At 68.3% G+C, this 15,291-nt stretch carries 13 protein-coding genes; 11 read left to right on the forward strand and 2 right to left on the reverse strand.

Annotation, left to right across the window (positions count from 1 at the left end; translation table 11 throughout):
* Window positions 1-65 precede the first annotated feature (65 nt).
* The 9 genes from E1288_RS34510 to E1288_RS34550 all read left to right on the forward strand — a co-directional run bounded on the left by E1288_RS34510 (window position 66) and on the right by E1288_RS34550 (window position 9,464).
* A complete protein-coding gene (locus E1288_RS34510; RefSeq protein ID WP_132492790.1) occupies window positions 66-1,064 on the forward strand; it encodes a nitroreductase family protein in 999 nt (332 codons plus the stop codon).
* The gene (locus E1288_RS34515) at window positions 1,061-1,948 is read left to right on the forward strand and encodes a universal stress protein (protein WP_132492792.1); all 888 of its coding nucleotides are present in this window, start codon (window positions 1,061-1,063) and stop codon (window positions 1,946-1,948) included. Before E1288_RS34510 ends, E1288_RS34515 begins: the two co-directional genes overlap by 4 nt.
* 29 nt (window positions 1,949-1,977) lie before the next feature.
* Window positions 1,978-2,235 carry an SHOCT domain-containing protein gene (locus E1288_RS34520; protein ID WP_132492794.1) on the forward strand — a complete coding sequence of 86 codons (258 nt, stop codon included), beginning with the start codon at window positions 1,978-1,980 and terminating at the stop codon, window positions 2,233-2,235.
* A 115-nt stretch (window positions 2,236-2,350) separates the two neighbouring features.
* Window positions 2,351-2,989 (forward strand): hypothetical protein, encoded by a 639-nt coding sequence (locus E1288_RS34525; RefSeq protein ID WP_235884012.1) that lies wholly within the window; start codon window positions 2,351-2,353, stop codon window positions 2,987-2,989.
* Between the two features lie 12 nt (window positions 2,990-3,001).
* Window positions 3,002-4,342, forward strand: a complete 1,341-nt coding sequence (locus tag E1288_RS34530; RefSeq protein ID WP_132492796.1) for a nicotinate phosphoribosyltransferase — start codon at window positions 3,002-3,004, stop codon at window positions 4,340-4,342.
* Window positions 4,343-4,436: 94 nt separating this feature from the next.
* Window positions 4,437-7,250: a cation-translocating P-type ATPase gene (locus E1288_RS34535; protein WP_132492798.1), complete on the forward strand. Its 2,814-nt coding sequence runs from the start codon at window positions 4,437-4,439 to the stop codon at window positions 7,248-7,250.
* 56 nt (window positions 7,251-7,306) lie between these two features.
* Window positions 7,307-7,903 carry an Rv1733c family protein gene (locus tag E1288_RS34540; protein ID WP_456320516.1) on the forward strand — a complete coding sequence of 199 codons (597 nt, stop codon included), beginning with the start codon at window positions 7,307-7,309 and terminating at the stop codon, window positions 7,901-7,903.
* A 55-nt stretch (window positions 7,904-7,958) separates the two neighbouring features.
* Window positions 7,959-8,444: a universal stress protein gene (locus tag E1288_RS34545; RefSeq protein WP_235884021.1), complete on the forward strand. Its 486-nt coding sequence runs from the start codon at window positions 7,959-7,961 to the stop codon at window positions 8,442-8,444.
* Window positions 8,445-8,570: 126 nt separating this feature from the next.
* Entirely contained in the window at window positions 8,571-9,464 is an 894-nt protein-coding gene (locus E1288_RS34550; protein ID WP_132492804.1) for a universal stress protein, read from the forward strand.
* A gap of 34 nt (window positions 9,465-9,498) precedes the next feature.
* On the opposite strand, the gene E1288_RS34555 is transcribed toward E1288_RS34550, so the two are convergent.
* Complete coding sequence (locus E1288_RS34555; protein WP_132492806.1) at window positions 9,499-10,326, reverse strand: universal stress protein; 828 nt, start codon at window positions 10,324-10,326, stop codon at window positions 9,499-9,501.
* A 12-nt stretch (window positions 10,327-10,338) separates the two neighbouring features.
* On the reverse strand, window positions 10,339-11,157 hold the full coding sequence (locus tag E1288_RS34560) for a universal stress protein (protein WP_132492808.1): 819 nt from the start codon (window positions 11,155-11,157) through the stop codon (window positions 10,339-10,341).
* 241 nt (window positions 11,158-11,398) lie between these two features.
* Between E1288_RS34560 and fbp the strand changes: the two genes are divergently transcribed.
* Together fbp and E1288_RS34570 are read left to right on the forward strand one after the other, a co-directional pair.
* Entirely contained in the window at window positions 11,399-12,517 is a 1,119-nt protein-coding gene (gene fbp / locus E1288_RS34565) for a fructose-1,6-bisphosphate aldolase/phosphatase (protein WP_132492810.1), read from the forward strand.
* An 18-nt stretch (window positions 12,518-12,535) separates the two neighbouring features.
* Entirely contained in the window at window positions 12,536-15,283 is a 2,748-nt protein-coding gene (locus E1288_RS34570) for an HAD-IC family P-type ATPase (RefSeq protein ID WP_408014263.1), read from the forward strand.
* The last annotated feature ends 8 nt before the right edge of the window (window positions 15,284-15,291 follow it).

A 15,291-nucleotide genomic window follows, 5' to 3' on the forward strand; every position in this document is an offset into this window, starting at 1 on the left:
TACCCGCCCACCTGGCCGGTGCGGAACCGTCGACGCGGGTGTTTCGTCTGCCGAGGTGACATTTGATGGGTGGTTTGCACAGCAGCAAACGGCGTCGGGTCGACGAGCCGGCTTGTCGGTGGTCGGCCGAGGAGATCGGGATCCTGGCCGATGCGGTGCGCAGCGCGCCGTCCGTGCACAACACGCGCCCCTGGTCGCTCGCAGTGCGGGAGCGCACGGCCGAGCTCCGGGAAGGTGAGATCGAGACGTTGGCGTACCACGACCCGGAGGGGCGGGACCGGCGGATGTCTTGCGGCGCGGCCCTGACGAATCTCGTGCTGGCGGTACGCAGCCTCGGCTGGACTGCTGACGTGGACATCGGCATCGCCGGCAAGAGCCTGGCGATTGCGAAGGTCACGGGTTCCCGCAGGGCCGACCCGACCGCGGCGGAAATCCGGCGCTACGAGGCCATCGGTGATCGCACGTCATACCGCCGCGCCTTCGGGCCGGAGGCCGTGCCGGGACAACTTCGGGAGACCGTGAGCAGTGCGGCCACCTCAGTGTCGGTGCTCGGCCGGTGGATCAGCGGTGGGGACGAAGCACTCGCGGTGGCGAGGCTGCTCGCTTACGCCGCCGGGGCCTTCCACGGCAATGCCGACTACAAGCGCGAGTTGAGCGCGTGGACCACCGTGCCGGGCGAGTCGAAAGGGGAAGGTGAGCTCGGGTTGTCCTGGGCCGATCTCGTTTCGGCGGGTTTGGGGGCGGTCGGCCTGGCCACCTCCCGGACCCGGGTTCCGGATGAGTCCGTGCTCACCGCCCGGATCGAGCGTGAATCCCTGCTCGTGGTCAGCAGCCGGGGTGACGAGCCGCTTGATCACATCCGGGCCGGCGAGTCCGTCGAGCAAGCGTGGCTGGAGGCCACCGGCGCCGGACTGGCGGCCTCGATCATGACGCAGCCGTTGCACCTGGGCGAGGTCAGGGATGCGCTGGCGGTCCGCCTCGGGTTGTCGACGGTGCCGCAGGCCCTGATGCGGTTCGGGTATCCAGCGGCGGCGACGCCCGGAAACCGCAGGGGACAGCCATGACGACTCCTGGGCCGAAACCGGTAACGGTGGGCATCGACGGCTCCTCGTCGGCGCTCGACGCGGCGTGCTGGGCGGCGGCCGAGGCTGTTCGCCGCAACACGTGGTTGCGAGTCGTCTTCTGCGATGTCCTCGCGCAGATGTACCTTCCGGATCTGCCGACGATGCCGCCGCCGCAGACCTACAGCGAAGCGCTGGCACGACAGGCCCAGGTTTGGCTGCACCGCGCCAAGGAAGAGGCGCAGGCCGCCGCCCCAGCGGTGGAGGTGCGGACCTTCGTGCGCACCGGCGACGCCGCGTCCGTGCTCATCGAGGAGTCGCGCAAGGCGCAGCTGATGGTCGTGGGCAGCCGTGGACTCGGTGGCTTCACCGGCTTGGTCGTGGGATCGGTCGCGGTGGCTTTGTGCGCGCACGGTCAATGCCCTGTCGCGGTCGTGCGGCGACCGGCGACCGACCTGAGGCCCGACGCGCCGGTCGTCGTCGGCCTGGACGCCCGGGACGGGCAGGAGCTGGTTCTGACAGCGGCGTTCGACGCCGCCGCAATGCGCAACGCCCCGCTGGTCGTAGTCCACACCTGGCACGAAGCCGGGTCCGAACAAGCCTGGTACAGCTTCCACGCAGAGGGCCGTGGCGCCGCCGTACAAGCCGAGGAAGAACGTTTCCTCGCCGAAACGATGGCCGGCTGGGGCGATAAATATCCGGATGTCGCGGTGCGTCGCGTCGTTGCGCACAGCCGACCAGCACGAGCACTGCTCGAGCAAGCCGAACACGCCCAGCTCGTCGTCGTCGGTGCGCGCGGACGAGGAGGTTTCACCGGCCTGCTGCTGGGTTCGACGAGCCAGCAACTCGTGCACCACGCACCGTGTCCGCTGCTAGTGGCGCGTTGATGTCGGGGAACTCCCGGAAGGAGAGGGCGATGCACTACTGGGATGGCTACGGAGCGGGGGTATGGGGGTTCGCGATGATGACGGTGAGCATGGTGCTGTTCTGGGCACTGATCATCGTCGCCATCGTTGCGCTGGTCCGCTACCTCGGGCGCACCGGGCGGGCCGAGAAGGGCACCGGCTCCGCGGAGGAGATCCTCGCGGAGCGGTTCGCTCGCGGAGACATCGACGAAGAGGAATACCGCCGCCGGCTGCAGGCCCTGTCGGAGCACGGTCGCAGGAGAACATGACGTGCTGCGGCGCCGGATGTATCGCCCCTTCGCGGTGGTGGTACCCGAGGCATGCGGATCGTGCGCCGAAGCCTTCCAGGAACCGAATTCGTTTTCAGGACGGGGAGAAGATCCGATGAACAAGGAAACGAAGGAGACCGGCACTACGCCTGACACCACCGTCACCCCGGCGCCCTGGGAGGTCACCGGCCGAACCGTGACGATCGACGATTTCGCCGCCGAATACGACTTCGACGCAGTGGAACACCTCGTGGTGAACAGGCCGCCGGATGCGGTGTACTCCGCTCTCCGCCACCTCGATCTGCTCACGATCCGGTCCCGCACCGCTGACCTGGCGATGTGGGTGCGCGCGCTGCCCGAACGGCTCAAGAGACGCGTTCCGCCACGGCAACCGACCCGGCTGACCTACGACGACCTCGTCGCCAGCGAAGACTGGGTGCTGCTCGGCGAGCAACCGGGACGCGAGGTCGTCTTCGGCGCGACAGGCCGGTTCTGGACCCCGATCGTGCGCTGGGAGCCCGTGCCGGCCGAGGAGTTCCGCGAGTACGGCAAACCCGGCCGAGGCAAGATCATCTCATCGCTGTCCGTACGCCCCTACGGCCGCAACAGCAGCCTGGTGACGTACGACATCCGCACGACGCTTTGCGATCCGATGACCCGTCGGGTGTTCGGCGTGTACTGGCGGACGGTGAAGCCGTTCGTCCGGGCGATCATGCGGGCCACCCTGCGCACGGCCGCCAAGCAGGCGGCATAGTCGGCGGCGGCGATGTCGGGGCTGTGCACTGATCTGTACGAGATCAGGATGGCGGCCAGCTATCTGCGCCGTGGCATGACCGCGCCGGCGACGTTCAGCCTGTTCGCGCGGAAGTTGCCGCGTGATCGGGGCTTCCTGGTCTCAGCCGGCCTTGCCGACTGCCTGGATTTCCTGCAGCGCCTGCATTTCGACGCCGACGAGCTGACGTATCTCGCCGACGTGGTCGGTCTGCGCGAGGGCGACCTGGCAGCGCTGGACGAGTTGCGGTTCACCGGCGAGGTGTGGGCGGTACCCGAGGGGCGGGTGGTCTTCGCTGACGAACCGTTCCTGGAGGTCACTGCGCCGATTGCGCAGGCGCAGCTGGCGGAGACGGCATTGCTGAACTTCGTGACGTACCAGTCGTCGGTGGCGGCCAAGGCGGCCCGGTGCCGGATCGCCGCGCCGCGGGCGGATCTGATCGATTTCGCCGCACGGCGCACCCACGGCCTGGAGGCCGCCAGGGCGGTCGCGCGGGCATCGGCGATCGTCGGCTTCGCAGGTACCAGCTACGTGGCTGCGGCGCGGGAGTTCGGGCTTCCGGCCGCCGGGACGATGGCGCATTCCTATGTGGAGGCGTTCCAAGATGAGCGGGCGGCTTTCGGGGCCTTCGCGGAAGACTTTCCCGGTGCCACGGTGTTCCTGGTGGACACCTACGACACCATCCAGGGCGTGCGTACCGCCATTGGGGTCGCCGCGGAGCTGAGCCGCGGCGGGAGTCTGGGCATCCGGCTCGACTCCGGCGACCTGGGCGCACTGGCGATCCTGTCCCGCCGCCTGCTCGATGAGGCCGGGTTCACCGATGCCCGGATCATGGCCAGCGGTGGGCTGGACGAACACCAGCTCGCGGCCCTTGACGGCACCCCGATCGATGCCTTCGGCATCGGGACTCGCATGGGCGTGTCAGCCGACGCCCCGTCCTTGGACAGCGCCTACAAAATCGTCGAATACGACCACCGTCCGGTCATGAAGCTGTCCTCGGGCAAATTGACCGCCCCGGGCGCCAAGCAGATCTACCGCGGCGATTCGGGGGAGCCGGACCTCCTTGCCTTGCGAGAAGAAACACCCCCGGCCGACCGAGAACCACTGTTGAGTCCAGTGATGCTCGGCGGCGAACGCCTGAGCGCCCCGGAACCCGTCCCCGTGGCACACCAGCGATTCGATCGAGATCTCCACTGGCTCCCAGACACGGCGCGCCTGCTCACCGACCCCACGCCAGTCGAGGTGACGTGGAGCCCGGAACTGCAGCGGCTGACGAGCGATCTGCAATGGTCCCTGGCAACCCGGTACGGACTGGAAGACACCTCGAATCGATAGCAGCAACATCGTGATTTGACAGCGGGGTTTCCTCGCTGTCTGCGGACTCTCGGGTTGTGGCAGGCCACCTCATGAGTGCGCGAGAGGGGACGCGGTGGCGCATCCACATCACCTCCGAGACTGGCAGCCCGCCGATGCGACACCGGCGGTCGACCCGCGCGAATCGGCTGCGCTCTTGCTTCGGGACCTGCGCACCCGCGTCGAGGGACTGACCGAACGGGAGGCCCGGAGGCGGCTGGAGGTGCACGGTCCCAATGAGCTGCCGCATCATCGGGCACGGCAGTGGCCGGCGGCGTTGGCTCGGCAGTTCACCCATCCGCTCGCCTTGTTGCTCTGGGTCGCCGCGGCCCTGGCTTGGGTGGCTGGAACCCGGGAATTGGCGACCGCGATCGTCGCGGTCATCGTGCTCAACGCGGCACTGGCGTTCTGGCAGGAAGAACAAGCTGAGCAGGCAGTGCGGTCGCTGGGCGAATACCTGCCGCAGCGGTGCCAAGTGCGACGCGATGCCTGCTCGCGTTCGGTGCTGGCGGCTGAGCTGGTGCCGGGCGATGTGCTGCTGTTGAACGAGGGCGATCGGATTCCTGCTGACGCGCGGCTGCTCAGCGGGGCGGTGGAGATCGACGCCTCGGCCTTGACGGGTGAGTCCAGTCCGGTAGAGCGCGCGGCCGACCTGCCCGACATCGCGTCGCGGCCGTTGGATTCGGCGGTGCTGGTGTTCAGCGGCACGGTGTGCACGGGTGGGGCTGCTGAGGCGGTGGTGCATGCGACGGGTCGGCACACCGAGCTTGGCCGCATCGCGGCGCTGTCGGTGCGGGTGCGGGTGGCGGAAAGCCCGTTGGAACGGCAGGTACGTCGGGTCGCCTGGCTGATCGCAGCGGTGTCCGCCGGGGTCGCGGCGGCGTTCCTGCCACTGGGGGTGCTGGCGGGCCTGAGCTGGGCGCAGGCGTTCCTGTTCGCCATCGGGCTGCTGGTGGCGAACGTCCCCGAAGGACTGCTGCCCACGATCACGCTCGCCCTGGCGGCCGGAGTGCGGAGCATGGCCCGGCGCGGCGCGCTGGTCAAACGCCTGTCCGCCGTGGAGACGTTGGGTTCGGCGACGGTCATCTGCACGGACAAGACGGGCACGTTGACGCGCAACGTGATGCGGGTGGTGGAAGCACGCGACGGCGCCGGCGAACAAACGTCACCCAGGATTGAACTCGCTACCGCACTGGCGCGGTGCGCCACCGCGGACGAGCGCGCCTCCTCCGGTGACCCGATGGAGCTGGCGTTGCTGGCGTTCGCACGAACTTGTGGCGCCGAGGTCGGTGCGGAAACCCGTGAGCAGCAGCGGATTCGCTTGTTCCGGTTCGATCCGCACCTGAAACGGATGACCACGGTGGACCCGACGACGCGGGGTGTCGCCGCACATGTCAAAGGCGCGCCCGAAGAGGTGATCACCCGGTGCACCAGCGTTCTGCCCGGTTCGGGAGCGGCTCGGCCGCTGACGTATCAAACGCGGTCCAGGCTGGTCGAGGTCGTCAACGAGATGGCCGATGGTGGGTTGCGCGTGCTCGCGGTCGCGAAACGCGACTTCACCGCGCCGCCGGCCGACCGCACCACGGCCGAGTCGCAACTCTGCCTGCTCGGGTTCGTCGGGTTGATCGACCCGCCACGTCCCGAGGTCGCCGCCGCGGTCGGAGCATGTCATTCGGCCGGGATCCAGGTGCACGTGGTCACCGGGGACAACGGCCGCACGGCTGCCGCGATCGCCCGGCAAGTCGGTATCGGAGCCGACCACGTGGTCCACGGTCCCGCGCTGGATGAGATGCCGGAGGCCGAGCTGGATCGGCTGCTGACCAGTGGGCAGGAGATCGTGTTCTGCCGGGCGGCGCCGGAGAGCAAGGTGCGCATCGCCGACGCCCTGCACCACTGCGGACACGTGGTGGCCATGACCGGGGACGGCGTCAACGACGCGCCCGCCCTGCGCCGCGCGGACCTCGGCGTTGCCATGGGCGCCAGCGGTACGGACGTGGCGAGGGAAGCTGCGACGATCGTGCTCGCCGACGACAACTTCGCCACCATCGTGGGCGGTATCGAGGAAGGACGCCGGGTCTACGACAACGTGCGCAAGTTCGTGCTCTACATCTTCGCCCACACCGTGCCGGAAGTGCTGCCGTTCCTGCTCTTCGCGCTCTCCGGCGGCGCCATCCCGTTGCCGCTGACGGTGCTGCAGATCCTGGCGATCGACCTCGGCACCGAAACGCTGCCGGCCCTGGCGTTGGGCAGGGAACCCGCGGAGCCGGGACTGATGGAGCAGCCGCCCCGCAAACGGTCGCAAAGCGTGGTCACCAGGAGGATGCTGCTGCGTGCCTGGGGAATCATGGGAACGGTTTCCGGTGTTCTCGTGCTCATCGCGTTCTTCGCGGTGCTGCTTGCCGCGGGGTGGTGGCCAGGCACCGACGTCGTGGCTGATCCCGCACTTCATCATACGTACTTGCAAGCCACGACAACGAGTTTCGCCGCGATCGTGTTCTGCCAGATCGGAACCGCGTTCGCCGCGAGGACCGACCGCACCGCACTGCGCCAAGTGGGCCTCACCACGAACCGGCTGCTGCTCGCCGGCTGTGCGTTCGAGATCCTGTTCGCTGCCGCGATCATCTACCTGCCGTCGCTGCAGGCCGTGTTCGGCACCGCGCCCCCGCCAGCATGGGCCTATGCGCTGATGCTGCCCTTCCCCGCGCTGGTCTGGGGCGTAGACGAGTTGTACCGCTACCGCGGCCGCACTCGCTCGGCCGGTGCTCCGGAGCGGCCCGGCGCCGGGATCTCGACTGCGAGCAGGTCAGAAGGCTCAGGGGACGTGGGACGCGACGGTGCGCCGAAACCTCCCCGGCCGTCCGGGCCTGGACCCGATGACGAAATGCCCTAATCGGGCTCGGGCAGGTGGCCCAATCTTGAGTGGAAGCAAACCTTCTGGAGCACGTGATGGACGCCAAATCGGTCGGGGCCCACGTTCGTTGGCTCACCCATTCCCTGGGGCGGAATCCGTTGCGGCGCCGACTGGACCGAGTCGCGGCGATGGCGATCCTCGTGTTGCTCGCAGCCGCCGTGTTGATGGTTCCCGCGGCGATCGCGGCCGGAAACGCGAGTTATGCGAGGGAAGCACGTGAGGCTGCTGTCGTCGCCGCGACCGGGCGACCGGTGGAAGCCGTCGTGACGGGTGAACCCGAGGCCCACGCGATCGGCGGACCCGAGAACCATTCCATCACGTACTCGGCCGAGATCTCGTGGATCGGCGCAGACGGGAATGGCCGCGTGGATACCACTGCCGTCCCACCGGGGACTGCGCTCGGCAGCAAGATCCGGTTGTGGGTCGACAGGGCTGATCGCATCACGGTTGCGCCGCCGAGCGAAAGCCAGCTGCGGGCCTCCGCTGTCGGTTTCACCATCGGGATCATGGTCACCGGGCAGCTGCTGTGCACCGGGTTGATCTGGGGTGTCCGGGGGATCGCCGACGCATGTGCCGCGCGTGCCTGGAACCGGGAGTGGGAAAGCGTCGAGGCGAAGTGGCTGGAGCACTGAGCCGCCGATGTGACGGGAGTGCGATGTGGGGACCGTGAACAACGACAGGCCGCTTGTGGTCGGAATCGACGGTTCGCAAGCCAGCATTCGCGCCCTGCGGTGGGCACTGCGGGAAGCGCGAGTACGAGACGCTTCGGTGTACGCGATCATGGTGTGGCAATCACACGCGGTTCTCGCAGGGCCCGGGCCATTGACGATGTACCCCGAACTGGCGCCGCACCACGCTCGCGAACAGCATTGGCGAGACCTCACCAGCATCGTCAGCACCTGTCTGGGCGGGGAGTCCGCACCCGAAGTGCACGCCGAGCTCCTGGAAGGACACCCCGCCGAGGTGCTGGCGGACCGCTCGACGAACGCCGCCATGCTGGTGCTGGGCGATCAACGGCATGGGAGGGCTGCCGAAGTGGTGCTCGGCAGCACGGCGTTGCGCTGCATCCACAAAGCACGGTGCCCGGTGCTGATCGTCCCCACCGGCATGGACATCGGGAACTCCGACGAGGAAGCAGCAGAGAACCCGGCCCGCGACCCCGTGCTCGGCTGAGCGGCCACTGCGAAACGGTGCAGTAGCCGGGGATGTCACAGAGAATCGTCGGGTACCAGCCGGAAGACCCCGATACGCCGCGTCTCGATGCGGATAGTTCGTTTGAAGGTGTTAGGGGCGATTGCCATGGTGGAGGCAGGTCGCAAAGCGGTGGTCGTGGGCTTCGACCATTCGGAGTTGTCACGGAATGCGGTCTGGTGGGCCGCGCGGGAAGCATCCAGCCGACGCAGGCCGTTGCTGCTGGTGCACGTGTTCACGTGGCCGTTCGAGGAGGCCACGATGGTTCGCCTTCCCGGCCGCGATGACATGCTGGAGCCCCTCCAGGAGAACCTGCGCCGCGAGCTCGCCGTTCTGGGCGAGGGTTGCAAGAAGATCGACCCCGGGCTGGAAGTGCATTCCGACCTCCTGTTCGGGGATCCGGCCGGCGAGCTGGGGGCACTGGCCGAGAAGGCCGAACTGCTCGTGCTCGGCGGCGCCCGGGTCGATGGTGGCGGTGTGCTGGGCTCGACGTCGGCGGAGGTGCTGGCGAGCCGGTCCGGGGCACCGGTCGTGGTCGTTCGTGGTGACCACGAGCACCCTGCGCTGGAGGCGGCCCCCGTCATCGTGGGCACCGACGGATCAGCGACCAGCAAGCTCGCCGTCGGTTTCGCCTACGACTTCGCCTCGCGCCACGGCTGCGAACTCGTGGCGGTGCACGCCTGGAGCGACCTCCCACTGGACCCCTTCGCGCGCGTGCAGGGCTGGGAGCTCCCATGGGGCGAGGTGCGCGGCGATGCCGAAGAGGTGCTCGCCGAATCCCTCGCGGGCTGGGGAGAGCACTACCCAGACGTCGAAGTGCGACGGGCGGTCACGCCGGAGCAACCCGCTGAAGCGCTGCTCCGGGAAGCCCAGGAGGCGAGCCTGCTCGTCGTGGGCAGCCACGGGCGCGGCCGGCTCCGCCGGGCTTTTCTCGGTTCGGTGAGCCACGCGGTGGCGAACCGCGCACCGTGTCCCGTCGCGGTGCTACGCGCTGGGCGGTGACACCTCCGGCATGCGATGTCGTGGATCAGAATGCCTAGGTCTTGGTGCCACGGATAACCGCGATCGGGCAGGGGGCGTGGTGCAGGGCACCGGCTGCCACGGAACCCAGGAACAGGCCGTCGAAGCCGCCGCGCCCGCGGTGCCCGACGACCAGTAGCTGGGCGTCCCGGCCGGCGTCGGTCAACGCCGCTACGGGGTGCCCATGCTGCGCCACCTCGCGGGTGCGGACCTTCAGGAACTCCGCGCGCAAGGAGGCCATCAGCTCGGTGAGCGAGCGTTCGATCTCCCGCTGCACCCGCTCCCGGTCGTCGGGTGTCAGTGGCACGGCGAGCAGTCCCTCCTCGTGCCACACCTGCATGGCCACCAATTCCGCTCCGCGGCCGGCCGCTTCTTCGAAGGCGAACCGCAGCGCGGCCAGGCTGCATTCCGACCCGTCCACACCGACCACCACCGGCCCCACGGTCGTCGGAACACCTTTGCGCACCACGACCACCGGGCACGCGCCGTGGGTGGCCACGGCCGAGCTCACCCCACCCAGCAAGGCGTCGGTGAAGCCACCGTGCCCCCGTGCGCCGAGGACCACCAGCTGCGCCTTGGCGCTGTGGCGCAGCAGCTGCTCAACGGGGTGGCCGGGGACGATTTCAGTGTCGACGTCCACGTGGGGTGCTTGAGCGCGGCATTTCGCGGCGGCTTTTTGCACAGCTTTCTCCGCGTAGTCAGCGCGTGCGGGGTCGTCGTTGACGATCACCAGCCGCAAGGGTGCGCTGCGGAGGTCTGCTTCGGCCACAGCCCAGACGGCCGCCCGGACGGAGTCTTCCGAGCCGTCGACGCCCACGACGATGGACTTGTCCGATGTCGCCATCTCGCCTCCTCATCAGCTTTCGCCGCGGACGACGGCCACCGGACACGTCGCGTGGTGGAGCAGGCCGGCGGCCACTGAGCCCAGCAGCAGTCCGGTGAATCCGCCCCGTCCCCGATGCCCGATGACCAGCAGCCGTGCTTCTTCGCTGGTGGCAGCCAGCTCGGAAACCGGGTGTCCGCGTTGCGCGACCTGTTGCACCGGCACGTTCGGATAGGCCTCTGCCCACCCGGCGAGCTGTTCGGACAGACCGCGCAGGGCTTCCGCCCGTAGGTCGAGCAGCTCGTACTCCAGCCTGGGCACGATCGGGGCGTACTCGACGTCCTGCCAAACCTGCATGGCCACGAGTTCGGTGCCGTACCGGGATGCGGCGTCGAATGCGTACTGCAGGGCTGGGCGGCTGTACCGGGAGTTGTCCAGTCCGACGAGAACTGGACCGGTGTCGCGGTGGTCGCGGACCACGACTACCGGACAGCGTGCGTGCGTCGCGACCTGGCTACTGACCGATCCCAGCAACGTTGCGCTCAGAGTGCTGCGTCCGCGTGACCCGACGACGACCAGCTGTGCGTCGCCGGACAGGTGCATCAGCACGTCGGCCGGGTGCCCGTGGACGACGGTCGGCTCGATTTTCAGTTGCGGCCAGCGGGCGGCGAGTTGATCCACCACGCCCCCGACGATCTCCCAAGCCTCATCGTCCTGCAGGGGATTGTCGGTGACCATCACGACGCGAACCTGCGCTGCCTGCCGCAGGTCGGCCTCGCGAGCGGCCCAGACGGCAGCGGTAGTGGATCGTTCGGATCCGTCGACACCCGCAATGACCGGCGCGTTCGTCATTTCAGCCCCCACAACGCGAATCCGGGCCCACCGCAGAACGCGAGCTTCGTGCCACTAGGGCATTGGCCCGGTGTCGTTCCCCAGGATGCGGGACCTGCCGAGGCCCTGCACGTCGCACCTCGTCCTGCGTTCATGATGACGGTTCGTTCGAGGTGGAAGAGCGGGAACCGAAGGGCCGGAAGGCTCTAGCGGCCGGTTGCGCAGCGGGCGCAGAGTGCGAGAGCTCGAGCTGGAGGTTGTGATGGTTACGCTGAGCATCATCAAGGCCGACACCGGTGGGTTCGTCGGGCACTCGGCGGTGCACCCCGACATGCTGGCCGCCGGGCAGGATGCGCTGAGCAGCGCGGTCGCCGACGGTCTGCTGCTGGACGGCAAGGTCGGTCATTGCGGGGACGACCTGTCGTTGATCATGACCCACGAGCACGGTGCCGATGCCGAGGAAGTGCATTCCTTCGCCTGGGACGTGTTCCTGCGAACCACGGAGATCGCCAAGGGGCTCGGGCTCTACGGTGCGGGGCAGGACCTGCTTTCCGATGCGTTCAGCGGGAACCTGCGGGGGATGGGCCCGGGGTACGCGGAGCTGGAGTTCACCGAGCGGCCGAGCGAGCCGGTGGTGTGCTTCCTGGCGGACAAGACCGAGCCGGGGGCGTGGAACCTGCCGCTGTACAAGATGTTCGCGGATCCGTTCAACACCGCGGGCCTGGTGATCGACGCGAAGATGCACGCGGGGTTCCGGTTCGAGGTCTACGACCTGTACGAGGAGAAGCGGATCTGGTTCGACTGCCCGCGTGAGATCTACGAGATGCTGATGTTCATCGGCGCCCCGGCGAGGTATGTGATCCACTCGGTGGAGTCGAAGACCTTGCACGAGCAGGCGGTGGCGACCTCGACGCAGCGGTTGTCGTTGATCGCGGGCAAGTACGTCGGCAAGGACGATCCGGTGATGATCGTGCGTTGCCAGTCCGGGTTGCCCGCCCTCGGTGAGGTGCTGGAGCCGTTCGCCTTCGCCTACACCGCGGGCGGGTGCATGCGCGGATCGCACCACGCACCGATGATGCCGGTCAGCGTCAACGACGCCCACCCGGCACGGTTCGACGGGCCACCCCGCGTGGTCGCCCTGGGATTCCAGGTGCATCAGGGCAAGCTGATCGGGCCACGGGACCTGTTCGACGACCCGTCGTTCGACCGCGCCAGGGCGCAGACCAACGAGGTCATGGACTACCTTCGCCGCCACGGGCCGTTCGAGCCGCACCGGCTTCCCCTGGAGGACCTGGAGTACACCACCATGGCGGACCTGGAGAAGCTCCTGGCCGACCGGTGGCAATCGATGCCCGAAGCAGCTGTCCCGGCCCCGCGCTGACGCGGTTAGCCGATTGTCGTGGTATCGCGCGATTTCCGGGGCAGTGGGCGCTTCGCCTCGCCAATCGGTTCCGCAGCGTCGGATGCAGCCGCAGGTTCCCACAGCCTTTCGGCGCAGGACGTCGTGCGATCGCTGCACACCGACCTCCAACGCGGGCTGACCGAGCTGGAAGCGGGTCACCGCTTGGAGCGGTATGGCCAGAATGTGCTGCCCCGAGCGGAATCAGCGGGCCCGGTCATCCGGCTGCTGCGGCAGCTGAACCACCCGTTGATCTATGTGCTGCTCGTCGCCGGGGCAGGCGCGTTGGTGTTCGGCGAAGGCGTCGACGCGAGCGTGATCTTCGGTGTCGTCCTGGTGAACATGCTCGTTGGATTCGTGCAGGAGTCGAAGGCCGAGGCCGCACTGGACAAGCTGCAGGCGATGGTGCGCACCGCCGCGAGAGTCCTCCGCGACGGCCGTGAGCGCACGGTGCCATCCGACAACGTCGTGCCCGGTGATGTGGTGCTGGTCGATGCGGGCGACAAAGTGCCGGCGGATCTCCGCCTGATCCGGCCGACCAATCTACGCGTCGACGAATCGGCACTGACCGGCGAATCCGTCCCGGTGCTCAAGGAGGCGGCCGAGTTGCCGACTGCGACGCCGGTGGCCGATCGCCGCAACATGCTGTACTCGGGCACGCTCGTCGCTACCGGAGCCGGGTTGGGCATCGCGGTGGCCACCGGGGCGGACACCGAGCTGGGCAACATTCACCGACTGGTCGCTTCGGCTGAGGAACTGGCCACTCCGTTGACGCGGAAACTGGCCTGGTTCAGCAAAGTGCTCACCGCGGTCATCCTCGCGCTGGCTGCGGTGACGTTCGCCATCGGGGTGGCTCGCGGGCAGGGCGTGGGGGAGATGTTCACCGCGGCGGTGGCGCTGGCCGTCGGGGCGATCCCGGAGGGCCTCCCGGCCGCGGTCACCATCACCTTGGCCATCGGGGTGGGGCGCATGGCCCGCAGACGGGCGGTGATCCGTCGGCTGCCTGCGGTGGAGACGTTGGGCAGCACGACCGTGATCGGCTCGGACAAGACCGGCACCCTCACGGAGAACCAGATGACGGTCCGGGCGGTGTGGACGCCGGACGGTCGGTTCGACGCGACCGGCTCCGGGTACGGGGCCGACGGCGAGATCCTCGACAATTCAGGACAAGCTGGCGACGCGCACATCGGCGCATTGCACTGGTGCCTGCTCGCGGGCGCAGCGTGCAACGACGCAGCGCTCGTGCACCGGGACGGCCGACCAGGGGTGGTCGGCGATCCCACCGAAGGCGCCCTGCTGGTGGTCGCCCGCAAGGCAGGCCTGGACCTGGAACGAGACGTCGCGGTGGCATTGCCACGCCTTGCTGCGCTGCCGTTCAGCTCGGAACGGCAGTACATGGCCACCTTGCACGCCGTGCCCGGTCAGGATCGGCGAGTGCTGCTGGCCAAAGGCGCGGTCGAACGCCTCCTGACGCTGTGCACGAAGGAGATGTCCGCCGATGGCTCACTGCGGCCGGTGGACCGGGACGCTGTTCTGGCTGCTGCCGAAAATCTCGCCAGGGCTGGGCTTCGAGTTCTGGCGATGGCGATGAAACGGGTCTGCGCAACGGAGCAGTTCGATGGATCGTCGATGTCCACGCCGTTGGTCTTCACCGGATTGCAGGCGATGTTCGACCCACCCCGGCGGGATGCCGCGGCCGCGGTGCGCGCCTGCCATGGTGCCGGTGTCGCGGTCAAGATGATCACGGGTGACCATGCCGCCACCGCCACTGCGATTGCCGGCGATCTCGGCTTGCTCGACGACGGCGGTGACGTGCTCACCGGGTCCGATCTGGCCGAGCTGCCTGCCGGGGAGTTGCCGGGCGTGGTGGATCGAGCAGCGGTGTTCGCTCGCGTGTCACCCGAGCAGAAACTCCGATTGGTCGAGGCATTCCAAGCCAGCGGCCACGTCGTGGCGATGACCGGTGACGGGGTCAACGATGCACCGGCGCTGCGGCGGGCCGATATCGGCGTCGCCATGGGCCGCAGCGGCACCGATGTGGCCAAGGATGCCGCCGACATGGTGCTCACCGACGACGACTTCGCCACGATCGAAGCGGCAGTGGAGGAAGGTCGCGGTGTCTTCGACAACCTCACCAAGTTCATCGCGTGGACGCTGCCGACGAACATGGCCGAGGGGTTCGTGATCCTCGTGGCCATCGTCCTCGGCGCGGCGCTGCCGATCTTGCCGACGCAGATCTTGTGGATCAACATGACCACCGCCGTCGCCCTCGGGCTGATGCTCGCCTTCGAACCCAAGGAAGCCGACAGCATGCAGCGCCCACCGCGCGATCCCCGCAAGCCGTTGCTGACTCGCCCGCTGGTGCTGCGGATCCTGCTGGTGTCGGTGTTGCTCGTCGGAGGTTCGTGGTGGTTGTACTCCTGGGAACTGGCGAATGGCGCGACGCTTGCCGAGGCCCGCACCGCTGCGGTGAACCTGTTCGTCGCGGTCGAGCTGGTATACCTCTTCAACTGCCGGTCGCTGACTCGTCCGATGTGGAGCATCGGTGTGTTCAGCAACCGGTGGATCCTTGGCGGTGTGGCCGTGCAGGCAGCGGGGCAACTCGCGATCACCTACCTGCCGGTGTTCAACGGCCTGTTCCACACCGCACCCATCACGGCTGACGTCTGGCTTCGGATTCTCGGCCTAGCCCTGCTGGCCTGGCTCATCGTCGCCGCCGACAAACGACTGCGCAAGCGCCTCATCTAGCCACCGTC

Origin of the sequence: Saccharopolyspora elongata (assembly GCF_004348985.1) — a bacterium.
In the GTDB taxonomy this organism is placed as follows: Bacteria; Actinomycetota; Actinomycetes; order Mycobacteriales; family Pseudonocardiaceae; genus Saccharopolyspora; species Saccharopolyspora elongata.